Consider the following 20,484-nt stretch of genomic DNA (forward strand, 5'->3'; position numbering starts at 1 on the left):
TGAGGAAGTCGAATGCGATAGATGAAAAACATTCATTTTACTTATGTAAAAATCAAGAATACAATAAATTCAGCTTCAGAAAAATAGAATGATGGGGGAATCATACAATGATGAAACAAAAATATAACAAGATACTATCTCCGTATAATCTTTCCAATGGAACCACTCTTAAAAACAGAGTTGTAGTTGCACCTATGACAACTTACTCAGGTCAAGAAGGCGGGTATGTTTCCGACGAAGAGCTTGCCTACTATAGAAGAAGAGCAGCAGGTCCAGGTATGTTTATTACAGCTGCAGCTACGATTTCACCTGTAGCTACAAGCTTTCCTAGACAAATGAAAGTGTATGACAAACAAAGTATCAGCGGTCTTACAAATCTAGCAAATTCAATTAAAGAAAAAGGGACAAAAGCAATTTTACAGCTTCACCATGGTGGCAGTGAATCTCTTCCAGGGTATACAGGCGGAGAACAAATGGTTAGTCCAAGTGGTGTTGTAGCAAGTATTTATAAAGAAGTTGGAGAAGAATATATCCCACGTGAATTAAGTCAAGATGGAATTGTATCTACGATTCAAGACTTTGGAAGGGCAACCTATTTAGCCATCCAATCGGGATTTGATGGTGTAGAAATTCATGGTGCGAATGGATATTTAATTCAACAATTTTTCTCTCCTTATTCTAATCACCGTAGCGACTATTGGGGAGGTACATTGGAGAGAAGAATGAATTTCCCGCTTGCTGTTATAGAGGAAGTGAAACGTGTACGTGATCAATATGCTGACAAGCAATTTATTATAGGTTATCGATTTTCACCTGAAGAACAGGAGGAATCGGGTATAAAGATGGATGATACAGTAGCATTTGTAAATAGATTGGCAGATCAAGAGCTGTCCTATTTACATCTTTCTGTAAAGAATGTGTGGTCTCTTCCGCGGAGCGGCTCAAATCGAATGTTAACACGAACAGAAATCTTTCGAGATGTCATTGCTGGCAGAACTAGTTTTATTTCACTAGGCTCCATTCATACACCTGATGAAGCGCTAGCCGTATTGGACAAAGATGTGCCACTCTTTGCATTAGGTAGAGAGCTATTAATGGAACCAGATTGGGTGAAAAAAGTAGAGGAGGGCAGGGAAGAGAATATTGTGAACGTCCTACCTCGAGATAGCAGAAGTAAATTAGAAATTCCTAATCACATGTGGGCTAACATAATTACACGAGATGGTATGCCAGAAAAGTGATAATCTTGTTTTACAAATATGTGCAGATATAAGGAGATTCATCATGAACAAAAAAGCATTAACGCAACTAGCTCTAGCTATGTCCATATTTGGTTCTGTTGGCTTCTTTTCTCGTCTCACAGGACTTTTCGCAATTGAACTCGTTTTTGTTCGCTTAGTATGTGCTGCTATATTTTTGTTTACGGTTTGGCTTATAAAAGGGAAATTTAAAACCGAGATATGGAATCAAAAAGAATTGCTGTTCATCATTCTTTGTTCAACAACTAACTTGTTGAACTGGATATTTCTCTTTAAGTCATTTGAACAGACTTCTGTAACTATTGCTATTTCTTTCTATCATTTAGCGCCTATATTTGTTCTTATCATAGGAAGATTTATTTTTCGAGAGAAATTGACATGGCACTCGATTCTAGCAATCTCTCTATGTTTTACAGGCACTTTATTTATTATGGGGCTAGGTGAGATTCGCTCATCATCCTTGGAGTGGAATGGGAGTATATATAGTGTGGTTGCTGCACTTTTCTACGCAGCAACCATGCTTTTTGGAAAAAGTGTTACAAAGACGAGTGTATATGCGACAACTTTTCTACAAATGACCATAGGTATCTTGTTACTAGCTCCATTTGTTGATTTTGCAGCATACACTTCCATAAACGCAATCGAGTGGTTCTATTCGATTCTTACTGGAATTGTCCATACGGGGATTGTCTACCTTTTTTTCTTTAATAGCTTACGTAATCTTCCTACTAAGGTCATTTCTTTTATGATATTTATAGATCCTGCTGTGGCCATTCTATTAGATATCTTGCTGACCGAATTTCGTCCAGATTGGCTTCAGTGTTTAGGGATTTTATTAATTTTCGGCGGTTTGCTTTTTACGATTAAGCAGTCTAAACCCCTTGCTACTTCTGAAAGCGAAGTTAGTGGAAAAGATGTAGCGGTCTAGGCATTGATATATGACATGTCCGCACAAGAATTAATTGTTATTTCTGGTATATTAGCTGAAAAAGAATTGAAACTGAATGGAGTTTTGTTCATGCCACATAGGTTGAGAAGGGAGGGATGCTTAATAAGGTATTAGCTATATTAGATGATAAACATTCATTTATACTAGAATAGCTAGTGTTGGTTTTGGGCTATCCGAAAATGAAAAAACTAGAGTTAAGTGAGTATAAAGCCATACATATGATTAAAGACTATTTTCTGCTTCTATTATCACTATTAAGTCAAGAAAAGCAAATACCATCAAATGAGAAAATGTACATTTCCTAGTGAAGATGTACATTTTTTTGTTTTATGGTTGTTAAAAAATTCTTAAGTTGATTTTATTGAGTTTAACATCTATAAACCTAAATATGAAATTTCTTTTTTTGATGGGTGTTTCCTAACAGTTGATTTTGTTAACGAAAGTCGACTTTAAATCCATATTTTGTATAGAATATAGTACATATAATAAAAGTATGAGGTGATGATGTGAAGGAGATAAACATTCATAAAATAATTGCGGATAAGAGAAAAGAAAAGGGAATTACGCAGGAAGAGTTAGCGGCGTATATCGGTATTACAAAGGCATCTGTTTCCAAATGGGAGACGGGGCAGAGTTATCCGGATATTACATTTTTACCACTGTTAGCAGCCTATTTTAACGTAAGTATAGACGAATTAATTGGATATGCGCCGCAGATGGAGCAAGAAGATATTAAAAGTGTATATCACAGACTTGCAGAAGCTTTTAGTGAAGAACCGTTTGATGAAGTAATAATGGAGTGCAGGGAAGTGACAAAAAAATATTATTCATGTTTTCCGTTATTAATTCAAATGGGACTACTCTTTATTAACCACCACATGTTAGCAGAGGATATGGATAAAAGAATTGAAATTTTAGAAGAGGCAATGTATCTCTTTAGCAGGGTGCAAGAAGAAAGTGATGATGTATCTCTTGTAAAAGAGGCGGTATCGTTTAAAGCAACTTGCTATCTTATACTCAATAAACCGAATGAAGTATTGCAATTGCTTGGCGAAACGATACGTCCTAACTTTCCAGAGGAAGATCTAATCGCACAAGCGTATCAAATGCTTGGGAATGCTGAAAAGGCGAATGAAATGATGCAAATTAGTATGTATCAACATTTAATGCAACTCGTTGCGACAATACCGAATTATGTAGTAGTAAATGCCTCAAACGCTGAAAAGGTAGAGGTAATTTTAAGTAGAGCTTTTATGTTAATAGACATGTATGAAATAGAAAAACTACATCCAAATATGACTTTAAAAGTTTACTATGCTGCTGCACAAGTGTATTGCATGCAAGAAAATTTTGAAAGTGCATTAGAAATGCTACGGAAATATGTAGCGGTTTGTGCGGTTAGCTTCACAGTAAATAGTCTGCATTTACACGGAGATTCATATTTTGATGCGATTGATGGATGGTTTGCAGAATTTCCGCTCGGTGCTAAAACAGTTAGAAATGAAGAAATTATAAAGCGGAGCATGCTACAAGGTATTGCAGAGAACCCGATTTTCGCATCGATGAAAGATTTACTAGAGTATAAAAATATGATAGTGAGTTTGAAATTTAAATTGGGTATAAAAGAATAGAGGGAGGGCAAAATGATGACCTTTGATGAATATGAAGTAGCGATAAAAAGTGAAATAACTTTGCGCGGTACGATTACTAAACCGAAAGCTGACGGGAAGTATGCTGCTGTTGTAATTATCGCTGGATCTGGCGAAGTTGATCGTGACGGAACAATAGTACCAATGAATATGAAAGGGAATATGTATAAAGACTTGGCACATTTGATCACAAATCTCGGAGGAATTACATTACGTTTTGATAAACGTGGTGTAGGAAAGAGTGATGGGGAATTTCAGAAGGCTGGAATGTGGGATTTAGTATCCGATATAGAAGCTGTTATTACGTATCTAAAAGAACAGCCTTTTGTAGATTCCGAAAAAATCATTTTAGCTGGTCATAGTGAAGGTTGTATGTTAGCGACTATAGTAAACGCAAGAACGCCAGTTAATGGACTCATACTTCTTACAGGAGCTGCGGAATCGTTAGAAGAAGCTACTAAAAGACAAAGAGAGATTATTTATAAAGAGTTAAAAGAGCAAAAAGGAATAAAAGGAAAGTTAATGCGTCTTTTCAATATTGAGAAACGAGGAGAAAAGCAGGCACAAAAAGCAACAGAAAAAATGATAAACTCCAAAAAAGATATTGTTAAAATTGGATTTAAGCCAATGAACGCAAAATGGTTTAGAGAGCATTTTCAGCATGATATTTATAAAGACTTACAACAAGTAACATGTCCAGTACTAGCAATTGCTGGTGATAAAGACTTTCAGGCGAATCCTGAAAAAGCGAAGCGAATTGGTGATTATGTGAAAGGTGATTCTGAAGTACATGTAATCAAAAATATGGATCATACCTTGAAATATTTTGAAGGTGATTTTAAGGCGTTGGAATTTAAAAAAATTTATGCGGAAGGAGCAGCTAAGCCACTTCACCCAAGGTTGGAAGAAATCATTGTGAATTGGATGGATGCGCATTTTATTTCGCAACATGCGGGTAGTAAGATTCCTAGCTCAATATTAGGCGGAAGTGAGGAAGTCGGAAGGGAGAGTAATTGTCTGTAAAAAACCGGTTGTTGTAGGTTGATTTAGTTTAGTATATGAATTTATTTTTTTACGAATTCATTCATTATAAAATGTTCGTTTTTATTAATTATCGCGATAAAAACGAACATTTTTTTATTTTAAATAAATTGGGTAATTAGATTATAACGTTAATGTGTACGATTGAATATCATAATAATATAATGGAGGTGATATTATATGGCTCTTACTACAGGCCCAATTGAAAACGTAGGAAATCAACCTGCTAATGCAAATAGAGTTAGGGTGAAGATCCTTAACCGTACTGCAGGCCCACTTACTGGAGTAGCTAGAGTTTTTAGACTTGACGGTTCAATAGTATTAATCGAACAGGTAAACTTCAATGTGAATTCTAATGCTTCTACTATTGAAACCTTAAGTTTAGTTCATCCTGCTTTTGGACAAGCACTTGAATATGAAGTTCAAATTGTTCCTAATCAACCTGGTGGACTATATAGTGTTTATGGGCTAACAGCTGAAAGTATTATCATTACTGCACAACGTGTTGTGAACTCAGAATTAACACAGTTTCTTTAATTAAAATAGATTGGTGCCTATATGGTATCCAATCTATTTTTGTACTTATTCTTCAGAGGAAGAAGGGTTTTACACAAAAATAAAGACAGTTATGGAAAAAGGAAAAGTCCAACTATTATCTTGATTTTTATCCCGCTATTTGCCGGGCAGTAAGATCCCCACCTCAAAATTCAGCGGAAGTAAAGAAGTTAGGTGGGGGGCGGGCTGCCCGTAAACGCCTAATTGGTGAGGGCTGATTAAAGTTTCACTTTNNCGAATATGCATTATTGCATAAATAAATTTAAATTTATAAGTTAATATTAAACTACTTTTTAATTGTAAAGAATATTTTAATAATCTTTACAAGAGAAGGACATTTCTTGTGAAAAGTAGATAAACTAAAAGTTTGGAAATGATACAGACTGAATAGAGTTTTGTATTAAATAAATAGAAAAGGGGTAGGGGTTTCTAAAGAGTTTTTGGGGATTAGAAAGCATTTTTTAGTGAATAACTTCAAATTATATTTTAAAGGGGAAATGGGTATATGAAGTTTCGAAATACAAAGATTGCTATGATTACACTATCTTCATTTTTTATTTTAGGTTCTGCATCTCTATCATTCACAGATACTATACACGGTGAAGTAGCTCCGGCATCAGCACAAGAGATTACTGTAAAAAATTATGACGATACATATTATAATAACGCAATAGGAAAAACGGGGTTAGAATTAAAGAAGGAACTTCATAATATTATTGATAATCACACAAAGTTATCATACAGCGCGGTTTGGGAAGCGCTAAGAGATACTGATGAAGATCCAAATAATAAAAATAATGTGATACTCTTATATACTGGTCGTTCGCAAGGGAAACTTACGAATGGCTCAGGAGTAGATAACTGGAACAGAGAGCATGTTTGGGCAAAATCTCACGGTGACTTTGGAACGACTGCAGGACCTGGAACAGATCTACATCATTTAAGAGCGACGGATGTATCTGTAAATAGTTCACGTGGAAATCTGGATTTTGATAACGGTGGTGTGAATCATTCGGAAGCGACAGAGTGTAAATATGATAGTGATTCTTGGGAACCTCGTGATAGTGTAAAAGGAGATATTGCTAGAATGCTGTTTTATATGGCTGTTCGTTATGAAGGAGACAACGGCGAAATAGATTTAGAACTAAATGAAAAAGTGAATAACAATAAAGATCCATACATGGGGAAACTATCTGTTTTATTAAAATGGAATGAACAAGACCCGGTCGATGATATAGAGCGAAAGCGTAATGAAGTGATTTTTACAAAATATCAACATAACCGCAATCCTTTTATTGATCATCCAGAATGGGTAAATAAAATTTGGAACTAAGATTTTTAAAGGTATTATATTTGATAAAAGGGATTGATCATTATGATCAATCCCTTCTTATATCTATACTAGAATAAATGATTTTTATGGGATTGGATAGGAAAATAGAATAGATATTTTTATGGAACGATAGTACTTATTTATCAAGTTAATTATATTATGAGTCTTTTAGTACGGTCCCCACTCAATATTCACCCCAACAATAAGAAAAACAAGTCCAATGATAAACCAAATGAATGCAAGTGGAGCCATGAAACGAATCCATTTTCCGTAAGAAATACCGCTTGCTGCGAGAACGCCCATTAAAACACCGGAAGTTGGATTTAAGCAGTTCACTACACCTTCTCCAAGCATAACAGCTTGTACTGTAACTTGGCGTGTAATGTGCATGAAATCGGCAAGTGGAGCTAATATCGGAATGAAAATAACAGATTCACCTGTCCCTGATGAAATAAGGAAATGTAATGCGGCACTACTTACGTACATACCGAGAACGCCAAATACAGGGCTTTGTCCTTCGAGAGACTGTGCGAGTTGGTTAACGATTGTATCAAGTAATTTTCCTTGTTCTAAAATGACTGAAATACAACGAGCCATTCCGACGATCAAAGCACCGTATATGAGATTTTGGCAGCCTGCTAGAAAAGTAGAAGCGATATCGTTCGCTTTCATACCACCTATTATTCCCGCTGTAATTGCGATGAAAATAAAAGTAGCGGTCATTTCTGCGTCTGTCCAATGTAGACGAAAAGCGCCTATTAAAAATACAATTAATGATAAAGCTGAAACGAGTAAAATGAATTTATGACGTATTGTCCAAGGAACTTCAGTTTTCTCTATTTCTTTCTCACTTGTAAGAGCATTACTTGGAAACCAGTTATCTCCGAGTATGCTTCCTTTATTCGATTTTTTTAAACGTTTTACATACCAATTAATATACAAAATGGTGGCAATTAAAAAAGAAATATAGATTGCTGTGCGTAAACCAATCCCCGAAAACATCGGAAGTTCTGCGATTTTTTGTGAAATACCTAAAGGTGAAGGAGATAAAATAGTAGCATTAAAACCAGCATAAGTGCCTAAATAAATAATTGCTACGCCGACGATAGCGTCCCATTTCAATGTGCGGGCAACGATGATGCCGATGGGGATAAAACCGATAACTGAGTTAACGATAATGCCAGTCGTGCCGAGAATAGAAAAGAGTGCGGCGACAATACAAATGAAAAGGAATTGCTGATTACGAAATTTGTTAATCACATGATAGATTAAACCGTCAAGAGCGCCTGTTTTTTCAAGAATGGCAATGGCTCCACCTGTAAATAAGATTAAGAAGATGATAGGAGCAGCAAGTGTCATTCCTTTTTCAATAGCGGTAAAAAAGGAAACAAACCCTACGGGCGATTGCGGAACAGAATGATAGCTTCCCGGTATTGTTGTTGTAACGGTCCCGTTTGTAACCCTTTTAAATTCTCCAGCGGGAACGAAATAAGTAGCAATGGCGCAAAGTAAAGCAATAAAAAATAGTAGTACATACGCATCAGGCATTTTAAATTTTGATGTACTTGGTTGTTTTTTTGTCTCAGTTTGTATTTGCATGAAATCCCTCCTTCTTCACTTAGTTAATTTTTAATATTCTGAATTTAATCCGTGAAATAGATTATAATAAAGGTTGCTTCCTATGGCAATAGTTTCTGTATCCTTTATTTGTATATTCTCGTTTGTAACCTATTAATTATCGCAACATTAGACAGGGAAACGAAAATAAGCCAAGAATATGTTATGTAGAAAGAAAAAGGAAAAGAGGGAATAAGATGTGGAAAACTACGGATCTATGTGATGAATTTGAAAAGGAATTACAAATATGTCGCCAGTCTTTTCGGTCTTTTGGGAAGAAAGAACAATTCCAGGGGAAAATTGCAACTGTAAAAGTGAAGGATGATAATGTACTAGTGAAGGAAGGATTACAAACATTACCAGAAGGAACGGTATTAGTTGTTGACGGCGGAGCGTCTGCTAACTGTGCGTTACTCGGTGATAATTTGGCAGCTATTGCGGAAGAAAGAAAGCTAGCAGGAATTATTGTGAATGGGTATGTTCGTGATTCTAGTGAACTAAAGAATATTAATATTGGTATTTTAGCGTTAGGAACGATGCCAAATAGAAGTGTGAAAGAAGGAAAAGGAGAACGAAATATTTCATTGCACTTTGGACAAGTGGATTGGAATCCAAATGAATATGTCTATGCGGATGAAGATGGCGTCATTATTAGTGAAAAGAGTTTACATAGTTAAAGGTTAGTAAGTTACTATTCTTAGAAAATAAGTCTGATAAGGAATGGACAAAATTCTTTGTCAATAGTAAAATAATACAGAAATGTGAACTGCTCGCCACTTAGCAAAGCTTAAAGTGGGAGCTTCTCAGTTCCACGACGAAAGTAACCTTTCGTCTCCCTGAGCGTTACTTCGGGGNNTTCCACCCCTAGATGTCCAACGCTTGGAAGCTCTCTTTACACGGTTGATATTTTACGCAGGAACCGAATGGCTTGGTTTTCGCATTTTATTTTCTTCCTGCAACCTTCTATATCAAGTTATCAAAGAACTTCATATAGCTAGTTTATCAAAAGTTTTTGGTTATGCCAAATCGAAATTCATCTCCACCTACCGCTGGGTTATCACCTTTCACGCGTTTGAGGAAGGAGAATTTTTTCGGTAAATTCGTTAAAATTAACAGAATGTATAGGTTTATCGTTTTACGATAACTTAAATGGAAGTAAGTTGTGCCTAGAAAAGTGAATGTTATCACAATGATACGTTCATGAACAAAATTATTTTTCCTATACAAATATAGCCGCGAATGATGCGGGTAGGAGGTGTTGCACAGTTTGTTCGACACTTACAAAAAAAGAGTGTCAATTGCACGCCCTTGAAGGGCCTTTTTTTGTGTAAATGTAGTAAGGGAGGAAATTTTGGGATGGCAATGTTGAAAAAATGGCTGCTTACGTCGTTAATGGCAGTGACACTTGTATTTGTTTCTTTTGCGAATACAGTACATATTACGTTTGCTGAAGGAAATACAGCAAAACTTGCAATTATTGGGGAATCACAAAAGGGCATTATGTTATGTCCGAAAGAAGAGCAAATTAAAGATGGGGAAACAGCTTTAAGTTTGCTGCAAAAGGTCATGGGGGACAAAGTAGAATCTGAAACGATGTCATTTGGAACATATGTAAAAGGTATCGACGGTTTAATGGCCGGGGCTAAAAGTGGTTGGACGTACGATGTAAATGATACATCTGCACAAGTTGGAGCAGATAGTTATAAATTAGAGTCTGGTGATGTTGTTGTTTTCCGCTTTGTTTCAGACTGGAGCAATATGAGCCAGGAAACATTGAAAGAAACGTTAGATAAGTTCGGAACTTGTAAAACAGACGAAACAAAACCAGAAGGCGAAAATAGTAAACCGACAGTCGATCCAAAACCAGAAGGCGAAAATGGTAAACCGACAGTCGATCCAAAGCCAGAAGGTGAAAATGGTAAACCGACAGTCGATCCAAAACCAGAAGGCGAAAATGCTAAACCAACAGAGCAACCAAAGAAAGAGAACTTAGCAGCGCAATTAGAGGAAGCAATCTCAAAAACATCAGATAAGATGTTACAAGATGGAATTGAAAGTGATTGGGTAGCTATAGCGCTTTCGCGTTCTGGAAAGAATGTGCCAATTGAGGCGAAATTAAATTATGTTAAGTCCGTAACAGAAAAAGTAGAAAAGCGTATTAATCGTTTTTCAGCGACAGATTTAGCTAGAACGATTATTATGATGAATGCAATGAATGCAGACCCTAAAAATGTGGGTGGACATAATTTAGTTCAAAAATTGTATGAGTCAGATAAAGTGAATTCTGTTACAGGTTATACATTTGCTTTACTTGCATTTGATACGAAGAAGTATGAGATTCCAGTTGATGCAAAATGGAACAGAGTTGCTTTAGTGGAAGCACTTTTAAATAATCAGCATACAGACGGTGGCTGGACTTATAATAGTTCAGGTAGTAAAGATAGTGCTAGTAGCGTTGATGTAACAGGTATGGTTTTATCAGCATTAGCTCCTTATCAAGATCGACCAGATGTGAAACCAGCTGTACAAAAAGCTGTTGCGTATTTATATAAAGAACAGCTACAAAATGGCGGTTTTTCAGCTGATGGACAAGAAAATTCTAATAGTACTGCGCAAGCAATTATTGGATTATCGCTTGTTAAAGATGTAGATCAAAATAGTCTTCATAAGGCAATGCAAAATCTATTATCATATCAACTTCCAAATGGTGAATTTAAATGGTTACCAAGTGATCAAAAAGGTAACGGAATGGCTACAGAGCAAGCTCTTTTAGCGTTACTTCAATTTAAAGAAATGGGAAAATCTATTTATGATTGGTCTAATGTAGTCGTTGATGAAATGAAGCCAAAACCGATTGAAGAGCCAGAAAAGGTTGTTGAACCGGAAGAGGTTGTTCAGCCAGAAAAAGTTGTTGAACCAGAAAATAATGTAGTAGAAAAAGAAGTTACTGAAGAACCGAAAGAACAAAAACAAGTACAACAAGAAACAAAAGATGAAAAGCTAAAAGTAGTTGTTGATAACGAACCGGTTAAGAATAAAAAAATCGGAAACGGTAACAGTTTACCAAAAACAGGAGCATCTTCTCATAGTGCAGCAACAGAAGTAGGTATGGGTGTATTATGTATTGCTTCTGCATATGTATTATGGAGACGTAAAGCAGCTTAACAAAAAATTAGGAGCAATTATTTGCTCCTAATTTTAATATGGAAGGTGAGAGACAACATGAGTAAAATGAAATGGTTCATTTCTTTACTGCTTTCGCTTGGGCTACTTGCCGGATGTGAAGAGGCAGCTGTAAAGCCTGAGAAGAAGGTAGAACCGAAGCAAGAAGAGGTAGTGAAACAAGAAGAACAAAAAGATGAAGCGAAGCCGGAAGAAAAAACAGAAGAAAAGCAAGCTGAATCAGAGCAAAAGCAGCAAGAAGAGCAGAAAGAGAAACAAGAACAAAAAGTAGAAGAGAAGCCGAAAGAGGAAAAGCCGCAGGCACAACCAGAGGTAAAGAAAGAAGAGAAACAACAGGAACAACCGAAAGAACAGCCGGCTGTAAATAAGCAACCAGAGCAGCAACAAGCACAAGAAGAGAAACAACAACCGAAAGCACCAGAAGTAAGAGAAGAAGCAAAGGTTGTGAATCAGCCGAAAGAAACACCGAAGCAGGAGCAAAAGAAAAAGTCAGAAGAGAACAATAGTGTACCAGCTCCACCAACACCGGTACCACCACCAAACCCAGTGCCACCACCAGTACCACCAGTACCTAAAGCAAAACAAGTAACAATCTCGGTAAAAGGAAATAACGGATATATAATGGGTGCGAAAAAGATGGATGTACAAGATGGCGATACTGTGTATAAAGTATTACAACGTACAGGATTAGATGTTGATGCAAGCGGATCAAGAGATAGTATTTATGTAAAAGGTATTAATGATTTATATGAAAAAGATATTGCGGATACTAGTGGATGGAAATATCGTGTGAACGGTGCTTTTCCAAACCATAGTGCTGGTGTAGCTACGGTAAAACCAGGAGATACAATTGAGTGGGTATACGTATTACAATAAGAAAGGCATTCGGTAAAGGGCTATGAAAATAAGTTTTTCTTCTTTACATCCTTTTGTGAATTTTTTCTATTATATCGGGGTGATGATACTATGTATGATGTGTCTTCATCCTCTTTTTTTAATTGGAGCAATAGTATTAATTATTATGTTAAATGTGATGCAAGGAAATAGCGAAAAGATAAGAAAGATGCTACCGAGCACAATTGTTTTCTTTTTTATGGTCATTTTATTTAATTCGTTATTAACGCATAGAGGTCGAACTACGTTATTTTGGTTAGGTGATAGCCGTATTAAGCTTGAGGCGATTATGTTTGGAATAGTAATGGGGTTATTACTAGTTGCAGTTATGTTTACGTTTGCGTCATACAATGATATTATTTCCAGTCATAAATTTTTATATCTGTTTTCAAGAATTTCACCGAAAGTTGCATTGTTAACGATGATTACAGTGAGATTTGTTCCTTTGTTTATAAGGCGATTAAAGAAAATCACACTCGTTCAAAAGACGAAAGGTGTGCAGGTAGATTCAGGTTCGATAATTGAACGCGTCAAAAATGGTATGCAATTGCTGCAAGTATTATTAATTTGTTCATTGGAAGATGCACTGCAAACGGCAGATTCTATGCAAGCTCGTGGATTTGGTGTAACGAAACGTACGACATATATTCGCTATAGAATGGAAAAACGAGATTGGTATACGCTCAGTTATTTAAGTATTCTATTTATAATTGCTATCATATGTAGTACGTATGGCGGAGGAAAGTTAATCATTTATCCGAAAGTCGAATCTATTTTATTTCAGCAATACGATGGGATGATGTTTATCGTATTTACGATGTTTATTAGTTTACCAATTATAATGGAAGGAAGGGAATGGTTATGGTGGCGCATGCAGAAATAAACAATTTATCATTTGTATATGCTGATGAAAACGAAAAAGCGTTACAGCATATTTCTCTTTCTGTTCAAAAAGGAGAGTTTATTGCACTTGCCGGCGGATCAGGATCCGGGAAGACGACTTTATTAAAACATTTTAAAAAAGAATTACTTCCAATTGGTAAGCGTACTGGGGATACATATTATGATGGTACTTTATTAGAAAATGTACCTGATTTGTTATCTGCTCAAGAAATTGGTATGGTATTTCAAAATCCAGAAAATCAACTCGTAATGGATACAGTTATTCAAGAATTAGCATTTTCTTTAGAAAATATTGGGTTACCATCACATATTATTCAAAAACGAATAGCAGAGCTTATTAGCTTTTTAGGATTTCAAGATTTATTGCATCAATCTGTTCACACGTTATCTGGTGGGCAAAAGCAACTTGTTAATTTAGCTGCGGTATTAGTTATGCAGCCGAAATTGCTATTATTAGATGAACCGACAGCGCAGTTAGATCCAATTGCTGCAAAAGAGTTTTTAGGATTATTAAAACGGATTAATGAAGAACTTGGAATTACGATTATTTTAAGTGAACATCGTTTAGATGAAGTTATCCCGCTTGCAACACGCGTTGTTTGTATGGATAATGGCTGTATTATGTATGATGGTAGTCCTAAAACTGTTATTACGAATATGTGGGGAGTAGAAACATTCCGTCCATTTATTCCGCAAATTCCAAGGCTATTTTTAGAGTGGAATGTGAGAGATATTCCGTTTACGGTGCGAGAGGCGCAAATGAAAATGAATAATTTTTCAGCGATATCATATGTAAATGAGCCAATAGCACAAAGTGAAAAGCAAGAGGTAATTTTAAGCGCAGAGCATATTTCGTTCCAGTACGAAAAAAGTAGTCCGCTTATTTTACGTGATTTATCAGTTTCGATTGAAAAAGGAAAATGGGTAGCGCTCGTTGGGAAGAACGGTACAGGTAAGTCTACACTGTTAACGATTTTAGCAGGATTACAAAAAGCGAGAAGAGGGAAAGTAAAGTGGAACGGGAAAGTGATACATAAAATTGATTCGAAAGAACGATTTAAAAGGATCGGGTATGTATCGCAGCATCCGTATTATCATTTTACATTTGATACAGTGTGGGATGAAGTGTATGAACGTGCACGTGAATTATACGGAGACCAAGGAAAAGAAATAGCAGAAGATATGTTGAAGAAGTTTTGGTTGTACTCGCTTAAAGAACGCCATCCGCATGATTGTAGCGGGGGAGAGCAACAACTACTTGCGTTATGTACAACGTTATTATCGAAGCCAACTTTATTATTACTTGATGAACCGACAAAGGGGCTAGATCCGTGGAAGAAAGAAAGAGTAGGAGAACTATTTAGGAAGCTACAAAAAGAAGGAACAACAATTATAATGGCAACGCATGACATTGAATTTGCAGCGAAATACGTTGATCAATGTATGATGTTATTTGACGGAACAGTCATTATGAATGACGCACCGAAAGAATTTTTTAGCGGCAACTTCTTTTATACAACATCTATTAATCGATTCATTCGAAAAGAATTGCCATATGCATTAACGTGGGAGGATGTGTACGAAGCTTGTCCAAACGATATGTTGCATTCATAATATGTATCTTTGCAGTAATAATCGGCACATTACTCTTTACGACACTTGTCATGGACGGTTATTACATGTTAAGTAGTTTGTTTATATTAGCGGTTATTATGTTACCTTTCTATATCCGTTTTGAAAGAAAGGCGTTTGTTTCACGTGAAATTGTTCTCGTTGCTGTATTAGCGGCAATTGCAGCAGTAAGCCGGGTGCCATTTTCTATTTTACCAAGTGTACAACCAACTTCTTTTGTCATTATCGTTTCTGCAATTGTATTTGGAAGTGAAACTGGTTTTATGATTGGTGCTACAGCAGCAATCGTATCTAATATTTTTTTAGGACAAGGTCCATGGACACCGTGGCAAATGTTTTCGTGGGGCATGATTGGTTTTATAGCAGGTTTACTTCGCAATACATTTTTAATGAAAAAGCTATGGGGAAGACTTCTGTACGGATTGTTTGTTGGATTTTTATTTGGCTGGATTATGAACTTATGGGGGCTTCTCGGTTTTATACGAGAGGCAACGTGGGAAACAGTCATTTCGTATTATATCGCAAGTTTTTATTTTGATTTGAGCCATGCGATTTCGAATGTTATTTTCTTACTATTATTTAGTACGTCTTGGATTACGATTCTTACAAGATTCAAAAAGAAATATGGCATATTAGATAAGCATAACATGGCATAGAAAAGCATATTCATATAAGGTAGGGTCGCGACTTACATATTCGTTTGCCTCTTTCATGCTTCTTACATTTTGTAAGGAGCATTTTTTATTGTCAAAAAATAGATTCAATATACGTCGGCTATTATATAAAATTATTTGTATAATAGTAGGTGAGAACTATTTTCAAAGAGGAGGTGTATAGTTAATGAAGTTAGTTATTCCGAAACAACATGGTGCATGGGCCATGCTCGTTATACCATTTCTACTAAGTGTTATACTTGGGAAACCTACTATGTATCATATTCCATTGTTTTTAGCTGGGTTCTTTATTTATTTAGCTACGTATCCATTTCTCATGTACATAAAACAAAGACGAAAAAAAGAGTATTTACATGCAGCAATTGTATATTTTATCATTGCGTTTGTATTTGGGATGATTTCTCTATTATATGAATGGAGCATTTTTTTATTCGTAGTAGTCATGATTCCATTATTTATAGTAAATATGTATTACGCTCGTCAAAAAAATGAAAGAGCATTACTAAATGACATTAGTGCGATTATTGTTTTCTGTATTGGTGGTTTAGTTAGTTATTATTTTTCAATGAAGCAAATCGATCATACAGCATTATTCATTGCACTTATTTCGTTTTTATACTTTTTAGGTAGTACGTTCTATGTGAAAACGATGATTCGTGAAAAAAATAATCCGAAATATCGTTTTATATCTTGGGGTTATCATATCGTGTTAATGATCATCGTATTTGCTATCAATCCGTTGTGTTCTCTTATTTTTATACCAAGTGTTATTCGAGCAATAGTGTTGTATGGCAAAAAGATTTCTATTATAAAAGTAGGGATTTTAGAAATTGTTAATTCTGTATATTTTTTGATTATAACGGCAATAATAATGAAGTATGCCATTTGAAAAAGCTTCCCACCAAATTGATGGGAAGTTTTTTCAATCTTGTTCTAAAATGTGAACGGTGTAATCACAGCGCTGAATAGCTTGTTCGATCGCATAAAGGGATTGTTCAATACGAGCGCGATTAAAATCTTTTTCAACAGTCTGTAGTGCTTCTTCTAAACAATGTTTTGCTTCTTGTAATGATTGAAAAGAATCTTGTACATATCCACGGGCGTTTTGATGCATTTCATAATCCTCCTTGAATACTCATATATGTATAGTATGAACAGTAAAGAAGAAAATATAATTTGTTATATTTGTTTGACAATTGAAATGAAATTACGTATAGTAAAAATTAAGTGAATATTTTCTTATCCAGAGAGGTGGAGGGACTGGCCCGATGAAACCCAGCAACCGCGATGCAGGTGCTAATTCCAGCAGAACACATTTGTTCTGGGAGATAAGACGAAGATATATACGTAACTTCTTCTTATCGGAGAGGTTTTTTTGTTGCAAAAAAACCGATTACGAAAATTTATATTAAGAAGAAAGGGGTTGCGCATTACTGTGACACTCGAAAAATACGTAAAACTGCGTAGTACAGTTTATGAATATATGATAGAGCAAAATAAGCCAATATCATTGTTAGATATTCAAGAACATATCGTTTCGCATCATGAAGGAAAATTCACGAAAAAGATGTTACATCAATTTTATTTATCAAGACTATTAGATGAACTCAAACTGGATGGGAAAATTACATTAGCTGATGAATATCTCTATACTGAAAAAGGGGTATTTTATAAAGCGAGAAAAGGGAGCTAAGCTCTCTTTTTTTGAAGTATGTAGAGTAAAAGACTGCTAAAGCAGCCTGATACAGGGAATGGTGTTGAGTGTGTAGTGTCAAAAATTGAATGTGCCTGAAAGAGGCACTTCATATCGGCTGCAAATGAAAAGAGACACCTCCGCCGAATAGGTGTCAGTTGTTTTGTCATATAGACTTGCTATTTGACAGTTATTAGAATAACATGCAGGGTTTTGGAAGTCAAAAGGGAATTAAAGGAAGGGTGTTGTTATGTACGCTTACTTATTAAAAGATATAACGAAATGGATTCCAAAGTACATTATAGATAGAGGATACGAATATTACGAAGATGGCCATGTAGAGGATGTTGAAATACACGATAAAAAAGTATTTGCTTTCGTTACTGGGAATGCAGGAAACTACGAAGTAATTATTGATCTAGAGGATTTTACAGAAAGTAGCTGCGAGTGTCCGTATGAGAATTATTGTAAACATATGGCGGCGGTCGTTTATGATATTCAACATGTAGGTGAGAGTACAGTTAAAGAAAAACTGAAAGATTTAGAAAAGGAAGAGTTACTTACAGTATTAAATCGATTGTTGCAAAGTTCGAAAAACGTGCAAGTTGTAGAGAAGATGTTAGAGAAAGGGAAGCTTTAACTAGAGAGGGAGTGGTTTTGTAATGAACGTACTAATTATATACGCCCATCCTAATCTTTCAAGTTTTAACGGGGCAATTTTAGAGCATGTGCAAAAAGGACTACAGGAAACAAATCATTCGGTTACGGTACTTGATTTATATAAGGAACAATTTGATCCAGTCCTTGTATTTAATGAAGAGAAGAAAAGGCGTGATTTAGTAAATGAAGAAGAGACAGCGCGATATAGAAAATTAGTGGAAGAAGCAGATACGCTTCTCTTCATCTATCCGATATGGTGGTGGGGGATGCCTGCTATTTTAAAAGGGTTCATTGACCGTATTTTCGTAGCTGGATTTGCTTATAAATATGAAGGTGCTCTGCCGAAAGGATTATTGAACGGAAAGAAAGCGTGGGTTATTAATACATTGGACTCGCCTTTATGGTACGTCGCATTATTATACCGATCAGCAGATTGGATTGTAATGAAGAGAGGCGTTTTACGTTTTTGCGGCATTCGCGATATAAAACGTTCAGTATTTCAATCTGTGAAAACGAGTAAACGAGAGAAGCGGGAAAAGTGGTTATTACAAATAGAAGAAAAGGCCCGTACATTATGAATGAAATCGATCGTATTATAAACTGTTGTGGGTATGATAATGAACTTTTGCGAACGTATATTACATGTTTACTTCAATTGAAAAAATGTAGCGAAACATTTCAGCAAATTCAAATAGAGTTAAGAAATGACTACTTGATAAGAGGGATTTGTGGAAGAGAAGTTGATGAGGTAGTAAGGGGAAGTAAAGAATATGAAACATATTTTCTTCCTAAAGCGTTACAGTGGAATTTTTTGAGGGAACATCCACACCTGATCGGAAAAATTTGCGAAGATTTTTTTGCATTTGAGTCATTACAACTTACGGAGATAGAGTGGCGGATCATTGTAAATTGCGTGGGAAATAAGTGATTCATTATGTAAAAAAGCTAGTATAAAACTAGCTTTTCGTTTAAATAAATAAGAAACATAGACTAATGATGAATCCTGCATATAGTAAGTTCACAACGCAAAATCCCATAATATCACGAGCGCCTAAACCGGCTATCGCTAATGCGGGTAATGCCCAGAATGGTTGAATCAAATTCGTCCAAGCATCGCCCCACGCAATGGCCATTGCTGTTTTTGCAGCAGGTACGCCAAGTTCAGCACCAGCTGGAATCATAATTGGTGCTTGCACAGCCCATTGACCACCACCAGATGGAACGAAAATATTAACGATGCCAGCACTTAAAAAAGTAAAGAGCGGGAAAGTCGTTTCGTTTGAAATGCTAATAAAGAAATTCGAAATAGCTCCTCCAAGTGAAAGGCCTTCACTATTTGCTCCAATCATCATCCCCATAATTCCTGCGTAAAACGGAAATTGAAGTAAAATACCAGAAGCACTTTTCGTAGAGTCTGAAAAAGCACGAATATATTGAATCGGAGTACGGTGGAAAATAAGACCTGCAATTAATAACATAAAAATCACGATATCGAGAGTAAGGTTAAAACCTTTCGTATAAAAGTAATTGAAAATATAAATGAGACCTAACAATCCAACGCAAAGTGTAATAATGATGCTATTTTCCATTTTTTCGGCAAATGTATTGTTACCTACTTCTTGAGCGGCAACTTCTTCATGGAATACGCTAGGATCTACAGTTATCGTATGTTTTTCATCTGGATGCATCGCTTTATTAATGAGAGGCATCGTAACGAGAAAAATAATAACTGGAACGAGTGCGTATGGTGAGAATAACGTTTCTGTTATTGGAATGGCTTCTTTAATACTGCCAGCTGTCGTTTTAATTAACGTTTCCCCGCCAGTTGCTAATGTAAGAGGAATAGAAGCAGAAAGTCCCGCATGCCAAATGAGAAATCCAGAGTAAGAAGAAGCAATTGCAAGTCTATAATCTAATCCTTCAAGCTGCCTTGCCACTTCTTTTGCATATAAAACAGATACAACAATACCAAATCCCCAGTTTATGTATGCCCCTAGTAGACTTACGATTGAAATGGCAATAATACCTTGTCCATTCGTTTTCGGTAGTTTTGCCGCTTTCGTTAATCCTTTTTTAATGAGGGGAGCATTTGCTAAAGCAGATCCTGTCACGAGTACAAGTGCCATTTGCATAGAAAAGGCGAGAAGTCCCCAAATTCCATTACCCCAATGATTAATCATTTCCACAGGTGTTTGGTGAGTCGCAAACATGCCGAAGAAGATAACAAAAACAGTTAATAAACATGATAAAATAAACGGCTCTGGCAAGAAACGTTGCACTAAGGCGACGCAACCATTTGTAAAAGAACGAAACAAAATAGATCAACCTCCTTATGTATTACAATTATTCGAGGTTGTTTGAATAATACCCTTTAATATATAGAAAATTCAGATATTTGTTCCGGTTGTTTTTATTTGTTGAACCGTTATTTCATTGTGTGTT

General features: G+C 35.9%; 20 protein-coding genes and 1 riboswitch. Of the genes, 17 read left to right on the top strand and 3 right to left on the bottom strand.

The genetic code is table 11. The features are described from left to right. The first annotated feature begins 107 nt into the window (after positions 1 to 107). The 6 genes from COK05_RS05280 to COK05_RS05305 all read left to right on the top strand — a co-directional run bounded on the left by COK05_RS05280 (position 108) and on the right by COK05_RS05305 (position 6,786). Complete coding sequence (locus COK05_RS05280) at positions 108 to 1,241, top strand: NADH-dependent flavin oxidoreductase (RefSeq protein ID WP_098611733.1); 1,134 nt, start codon at positions 108 to 110, stop codon at positions 1,239 to 1,241. Between the two features lie 43 nt (positions 1,242 to 1,284). Next, positions 1,285 to 2,187, top strand: coding sequence for a DMT family transporter (locus COK05_RS05285; RefSeq protein ID WP_098611734.1), 903 nt, complete (start codon positions 1,285 to 1,287; stop codon positions 2,185 to 2,187). Positions 2,188 to 2,714: 527 nt separating this feature from the next. Further along, positions 2,715 to 3,839 carry a helix-turn-helix domain-containing protein gene (locus tag COK05_RS05290; RefSeq protein WP_098611735.1) on the top strand — a complete coding sequence of 375 codons (1,125 nt, stop codon included), beginning with the start codon at positions 2,715 to 2,717 and terminating at the stop codon, positions 3,837 to 3,839. A gap of 15 nt (positions 3,840 to 3,854) precedes the next feature. Next, positions 3,855 to 4,880 (top strand): alpha/beta hydrolase family protein, encoded by a 1,026-nt coding sequence (locus COK05_RS05295; protein ID WP_098611736.1) that lies wholly within the window; start codon positions 3,855 to 3,857, stop codon positions 4,878 to 4,880. A gap of 198 nt (positions 4,881 to 5,078) precedes the next feature. Then, positions 5,079 to 5,435 (top strand): ATPase, encoded by a 357-nt coding sequence (locus COK05_RS05300; RefSeq protein WP_098611737.1) that lies wholly within the window; start codon positions 5,079 to 5,081, stop codon positions 5,433 to 5,435. A 523-nt stretch (positions 5,436 to 5,958) separates the two neighbouring features. Continuing rightward, positions 5,959 to 6,786: an endonuclease I family protein gene (locus COK05_RS05305; RefSeq protein WP_098611738.1), complete on the top strand. Its 828-nt coding sequence runs from the start codon at positions 5,959 to 5,961 to the stop codon at positions 6,784 to 6,786. Positions 6,787 to 6,954: 168 nt separating this feature from the next. Here COK05_RS05305 and COK05_RS05310 read toward each other — a convergent pair whose 3' ends face one another. Continuing rightward, complete coding sequence (locus tag COK05_RS05310; RefSeq protein WP_098611739.1) at positions 6,955 to 8,385, bottom strand: YfcC family protein; 1,431 nt, start codon at positions 8,383 to 8,385, stop codon at positions 6,955 to 6,957. Between the two features lie 215 nt (positions 8,386 to 8,600). On the opposite strand from COK05_RS05310, the gene rraA reads away from it, so the two are divergent. The 7 genes from rraA to COK05_RS05350 all read left to right on the top strand — a co-directional run bounded on the left by rraA (position 8,601) and on the right by COK05_RS05350 (position 16,578). After that, on the top strand, positions 8,601 to 9,080 hold the full coding sequence (gene rraA / locus COK05_RS05315) for a ribonuclease E activity regulator RraA (protein ID WP_098611740.1): 480 nt from the start codon (positions 8,601 to 8,603) through the stop codon (positions 9,078 to 9,080). Positions 9,081 to 9,759: 679 nt separating this feature from the next. Next, the gene (locus COK05_RS05325; protein WP_098611742.1) at positions 9,760 to 11,568 is read left to right on the top strand and encodes a DUF4430 domain-containing protein; all 1,809 of its coding nucleotides are present in this window, start codon (positions 9,760 to 9,762) and stop codon (positions 11,566 to 11,568) included. 57 nt (positions 11,569 to 11,625) lie between these two features. After that, positions 11,626 to 12,462 carry a DUF4430 domain-containing protein gene (locus COK05_RS05330; RefSeq protein WP_098611743.1) on the top strand — a complete coding sequence of 279 codons (837 nt, stop codon included), beginning with the start codon at positions 11,626 to 11,628 and terminating at the stop codon, positions 12,460 to 12,462. A 22-nt stretch (positions 12,463 to 12,484) separates the two neighbouring features. After that, positions 12,485 to 13,363, top strand: coding sequence for an energy-coupling factor transporter transmembrane component T (locus COK05_RS05335; protein ID WP_015055161.1), 879 nt, complete (start codon positions 12,485 to 12,487; stop codon positions 13,361 to 13,363). Further along, complete coding sequence (locus COK05_RS05340) at positions 13,336 to 14,997, top strand: ABC transporter ATP-binding protein (RefSeq protein WP_141538903.1); 1,662 nt, start codon at positions 13,336 to 13,338, stop codon at positions 14,995 to 14,997. Before COK05_RS05335 ends, COK05_RS05340 begins: the two co-directional genes overlap by 28 nt. Further along, positions 14,970 to 15,671 carry an ECF transporter S component gene (locus COK05_RS05345; protein ID WP_098611745.1) on the top strand — a complete coding sequence of 234 codons (702 nt, stop codon included), beginning with the start codon at positions 14,970 to 14,972 and terminating at the stop codon, positions 15,669 to 15,671. The genes COK05_RS05340 and COK05_RS05345 overlap by 28 nt, the downstream gene beginning before the upstream one ends. A gap of 184 nt (positions 15,672 to 15,855) precedes the next feature. Beyond that, the gene (locus tag COK05_RS05350) at positions 15,856 to 16,578 is read left to right on the top strand and encodes a YwiC-like family protein (protein ID WP_098611746.1); all 723 of its coding nucleotides are present in this window, start codon (positions 15,856 to 15,858) and stop codon (positions 16,576 to 16,578) included. A gap of 33 nt (positions 16,579 to 16,611) precedes the next feature. On the opposite strand, the gene COK05_RS05355 is transcribed toward COK05_RS05350, so the two are convergent. After that, a complete protein-coding gene (locus COK05_RS05355; RefSeq protein WP_000554029.1) occupies positions 16,612 to 16,803 on the bottom strand; it encodes a hypothetical protein in 192 nt (63 codons plus the stop codon). 122 nt (positions 16,804 to 16,925) lie between these two features. Further along, positions 16,926 to 17,024, top strand: a riboswitch (SAM riboswitch). A gap of 40 nt (positions 17,025 to 17,064) precedes the next feature. Here COK05_RS05355 and COK05_RS05360 point away from each other — a divergent pair. The 4 genes from COK05_RS05360 to COK05_RS05375 all read left to right on the top strand — a co-directional run bounded on the left by COK05_RS05360 (position 17,065) and on the right by COK05_RS05375 (position 18,970). Then, on the top strand, positions 17,065 to 17,382 hold the full coding sequence (locus COK05_RS05360) for a hypothetical protein (protein ID WP_141435055.1): 318 nt from the start codon (positions 17,065 to 17,067) through the stop codon (positions 17,380 to 17,382). 250 nt (positions 17,383 to 17,632) lie between these two features. Next, complete coding sequence (locus tag COK05_RS05365) at positions 17,633 to 18,022, top strand: SWIM zinc finger family protein (RefSeq protein WP_098611747.1); 390 nt, start codon at positions 17,633 to 17,635, stop codon at positions 18,020 to 18,022. A 22-nt stretch (positions 18,023 to 18,044) separates the two neighbouring features. Continuing rightward, a complete protein-coding gene (locus tag COK05_RS05370; RefSeq protein ID WP_098611748.1) occupies positions 18,045 to 18,620 on the top strand; it encodes an NAD(P)H-dependent oxidoreductase in 576 nt (191 codons plus the stop codon). Then, positions 18,617 to 18,970 (top strand): group-specific protein, encoded by a 354-nt coding sequence (locus COK05_RS05375; RefSeq protein ID WP_141538904.1) that lies wholly within the window; start codon positions 18,617 to 18,619, stop codon positions 18,968 to 18,970. Before COK05_RS05370 ends, COK05_RS05375 begins: the two co-directional genes overlap by 4 nt. 40 nt (positions 18,971 to 19,010) lie before the next feature. Here the strand turns inward: COK05_RS05375 and COK05_RS05380 are convergent, their stop codons facing one another. Next, the gene (locus tag COK05_RS05380) at positions 19,011 to 20,357 is read right to left on the bottom strand and encodes a short-chain fatty acid transporter (protein ID WP_098611750.1); all 1,347 of its coding nucleotides are present in this window, start codon (positions 20,355 to 20,357) and stop codon (positions 19,011 to 19,013) included. Positions 20,358 to 20,484 lie beyond the last annotated feature (127 nt).

The organism is Bacillus cereus (genome assembly GCF_002567495.1).
Taxonomy (GTDB): Bacteria; Bacillota; Bacilli; order Bacillales; family Bacillaceae_G; genus Bacillus_A; species Bacillus_A cereus_AQ.

Coding starts and splice junctions, on each gene's coding strand:
- COK05_RS05280 (WP_098611733.1), top strand. CDS start 108: ATGATGAAACAAAAATATAACAAGATACTATCTCCGTATAATCTTTCC.
- COK05_RS05285 (WP_098611734.1), top strand. CDS start 1,285: ATGAACAAAAAAGCATTAACGCAACTAGCTCTAGCTATGTCCATATTT.
- COK05_RS05295 (WP_098611736.1), top strand. CDS start 3,855: ATGACCTTTGATGAATATGAAGTAGCGATAAAAAGTGAAATAACTTTG.
- COK05_RS05300 (WP_098611737.1), top strand. CDS start 5,079: ATGGCTCTTACTACAGGCCCAATTGAAAACGTAGGAAATCAACCTGCT.
- COK05_RS05305 (WP_098611738.1), top strand. CDS start 5,959: ATGAAGTTTCGAAATACAAAGATTGCTATGATTACACTATCTTCATTT.
- COK05_RS05310 (WP_098611739.1), bottom strand. CDS start 8,385: ATGCAAATACAAACTGAGACAAAAAAACAACCAAGTACATCAAAATTT.
- rraA (WP_098611740.1), top strand. CDS start 8,601: ATGTGGAAAACTACGGATCTATGTGATGAATTTGAAAAGGAATTACAA.
- COK05_RS05325 (WP_098611742.1), top strand. CDS start 9,760: ATGGCAATGTTGAAAAAATGGCTGCTTACGTCGTTAATGGCAGTGACA.
- COK05_RS05330 (WP_098611743.1), top strand. CDS start 11,626: ATGAGTAAAATGAAATGGTTCATTTCTTTACTGCTTTCGCTTGGGCTA.
- COK05_RS05335 (WP_015055161.1), top strand. CDS start 12,485: ATGAAAATAAGTTTTTCTTCTTTACATCCTTTTGTGAATTTTTTCTAT.
- COK05_RS05340 (WP_141538903.1), top strand. CDS start 13,336: ATGGTTATGGTGGCGCATGCAGAAATAAACAATTTATCATTTGTATAT.
- COK05_RS05350 (WP_098611746.1), top strand. CDS start 15,856: ATGAAGTTAGTTATTCCGAAACAACATGGTGCATGGGCCATGCTCGTT.
- COK05_RS05355 (WP_000554029.1), bottom strand. CDS start 16,803: ATGCATCAAAACGCCCGTGGATATGTACAAGATTCTTTTCAATCATTA.
- COK05_RS05365 (WP_098611747.1), top strand. CDS start 17,633: ATGTACGCTTACTTATTAAAAGATATAACGAAATGGATTCCAAAGTAC.
- COK05_RS05370 (WP_098611748.1), top strand. CDS start 18,045: ATGAACGTACTAATTATATACGCCCATCCTAATCTTTCAAGTTTTAAC.
- COK05_RS05375 (WP_141538904.1), top strand. CDS start 18,617: ATGAATGAAATCGATCGTATTATAAACTGTTGTGGGTATGATAATGAA.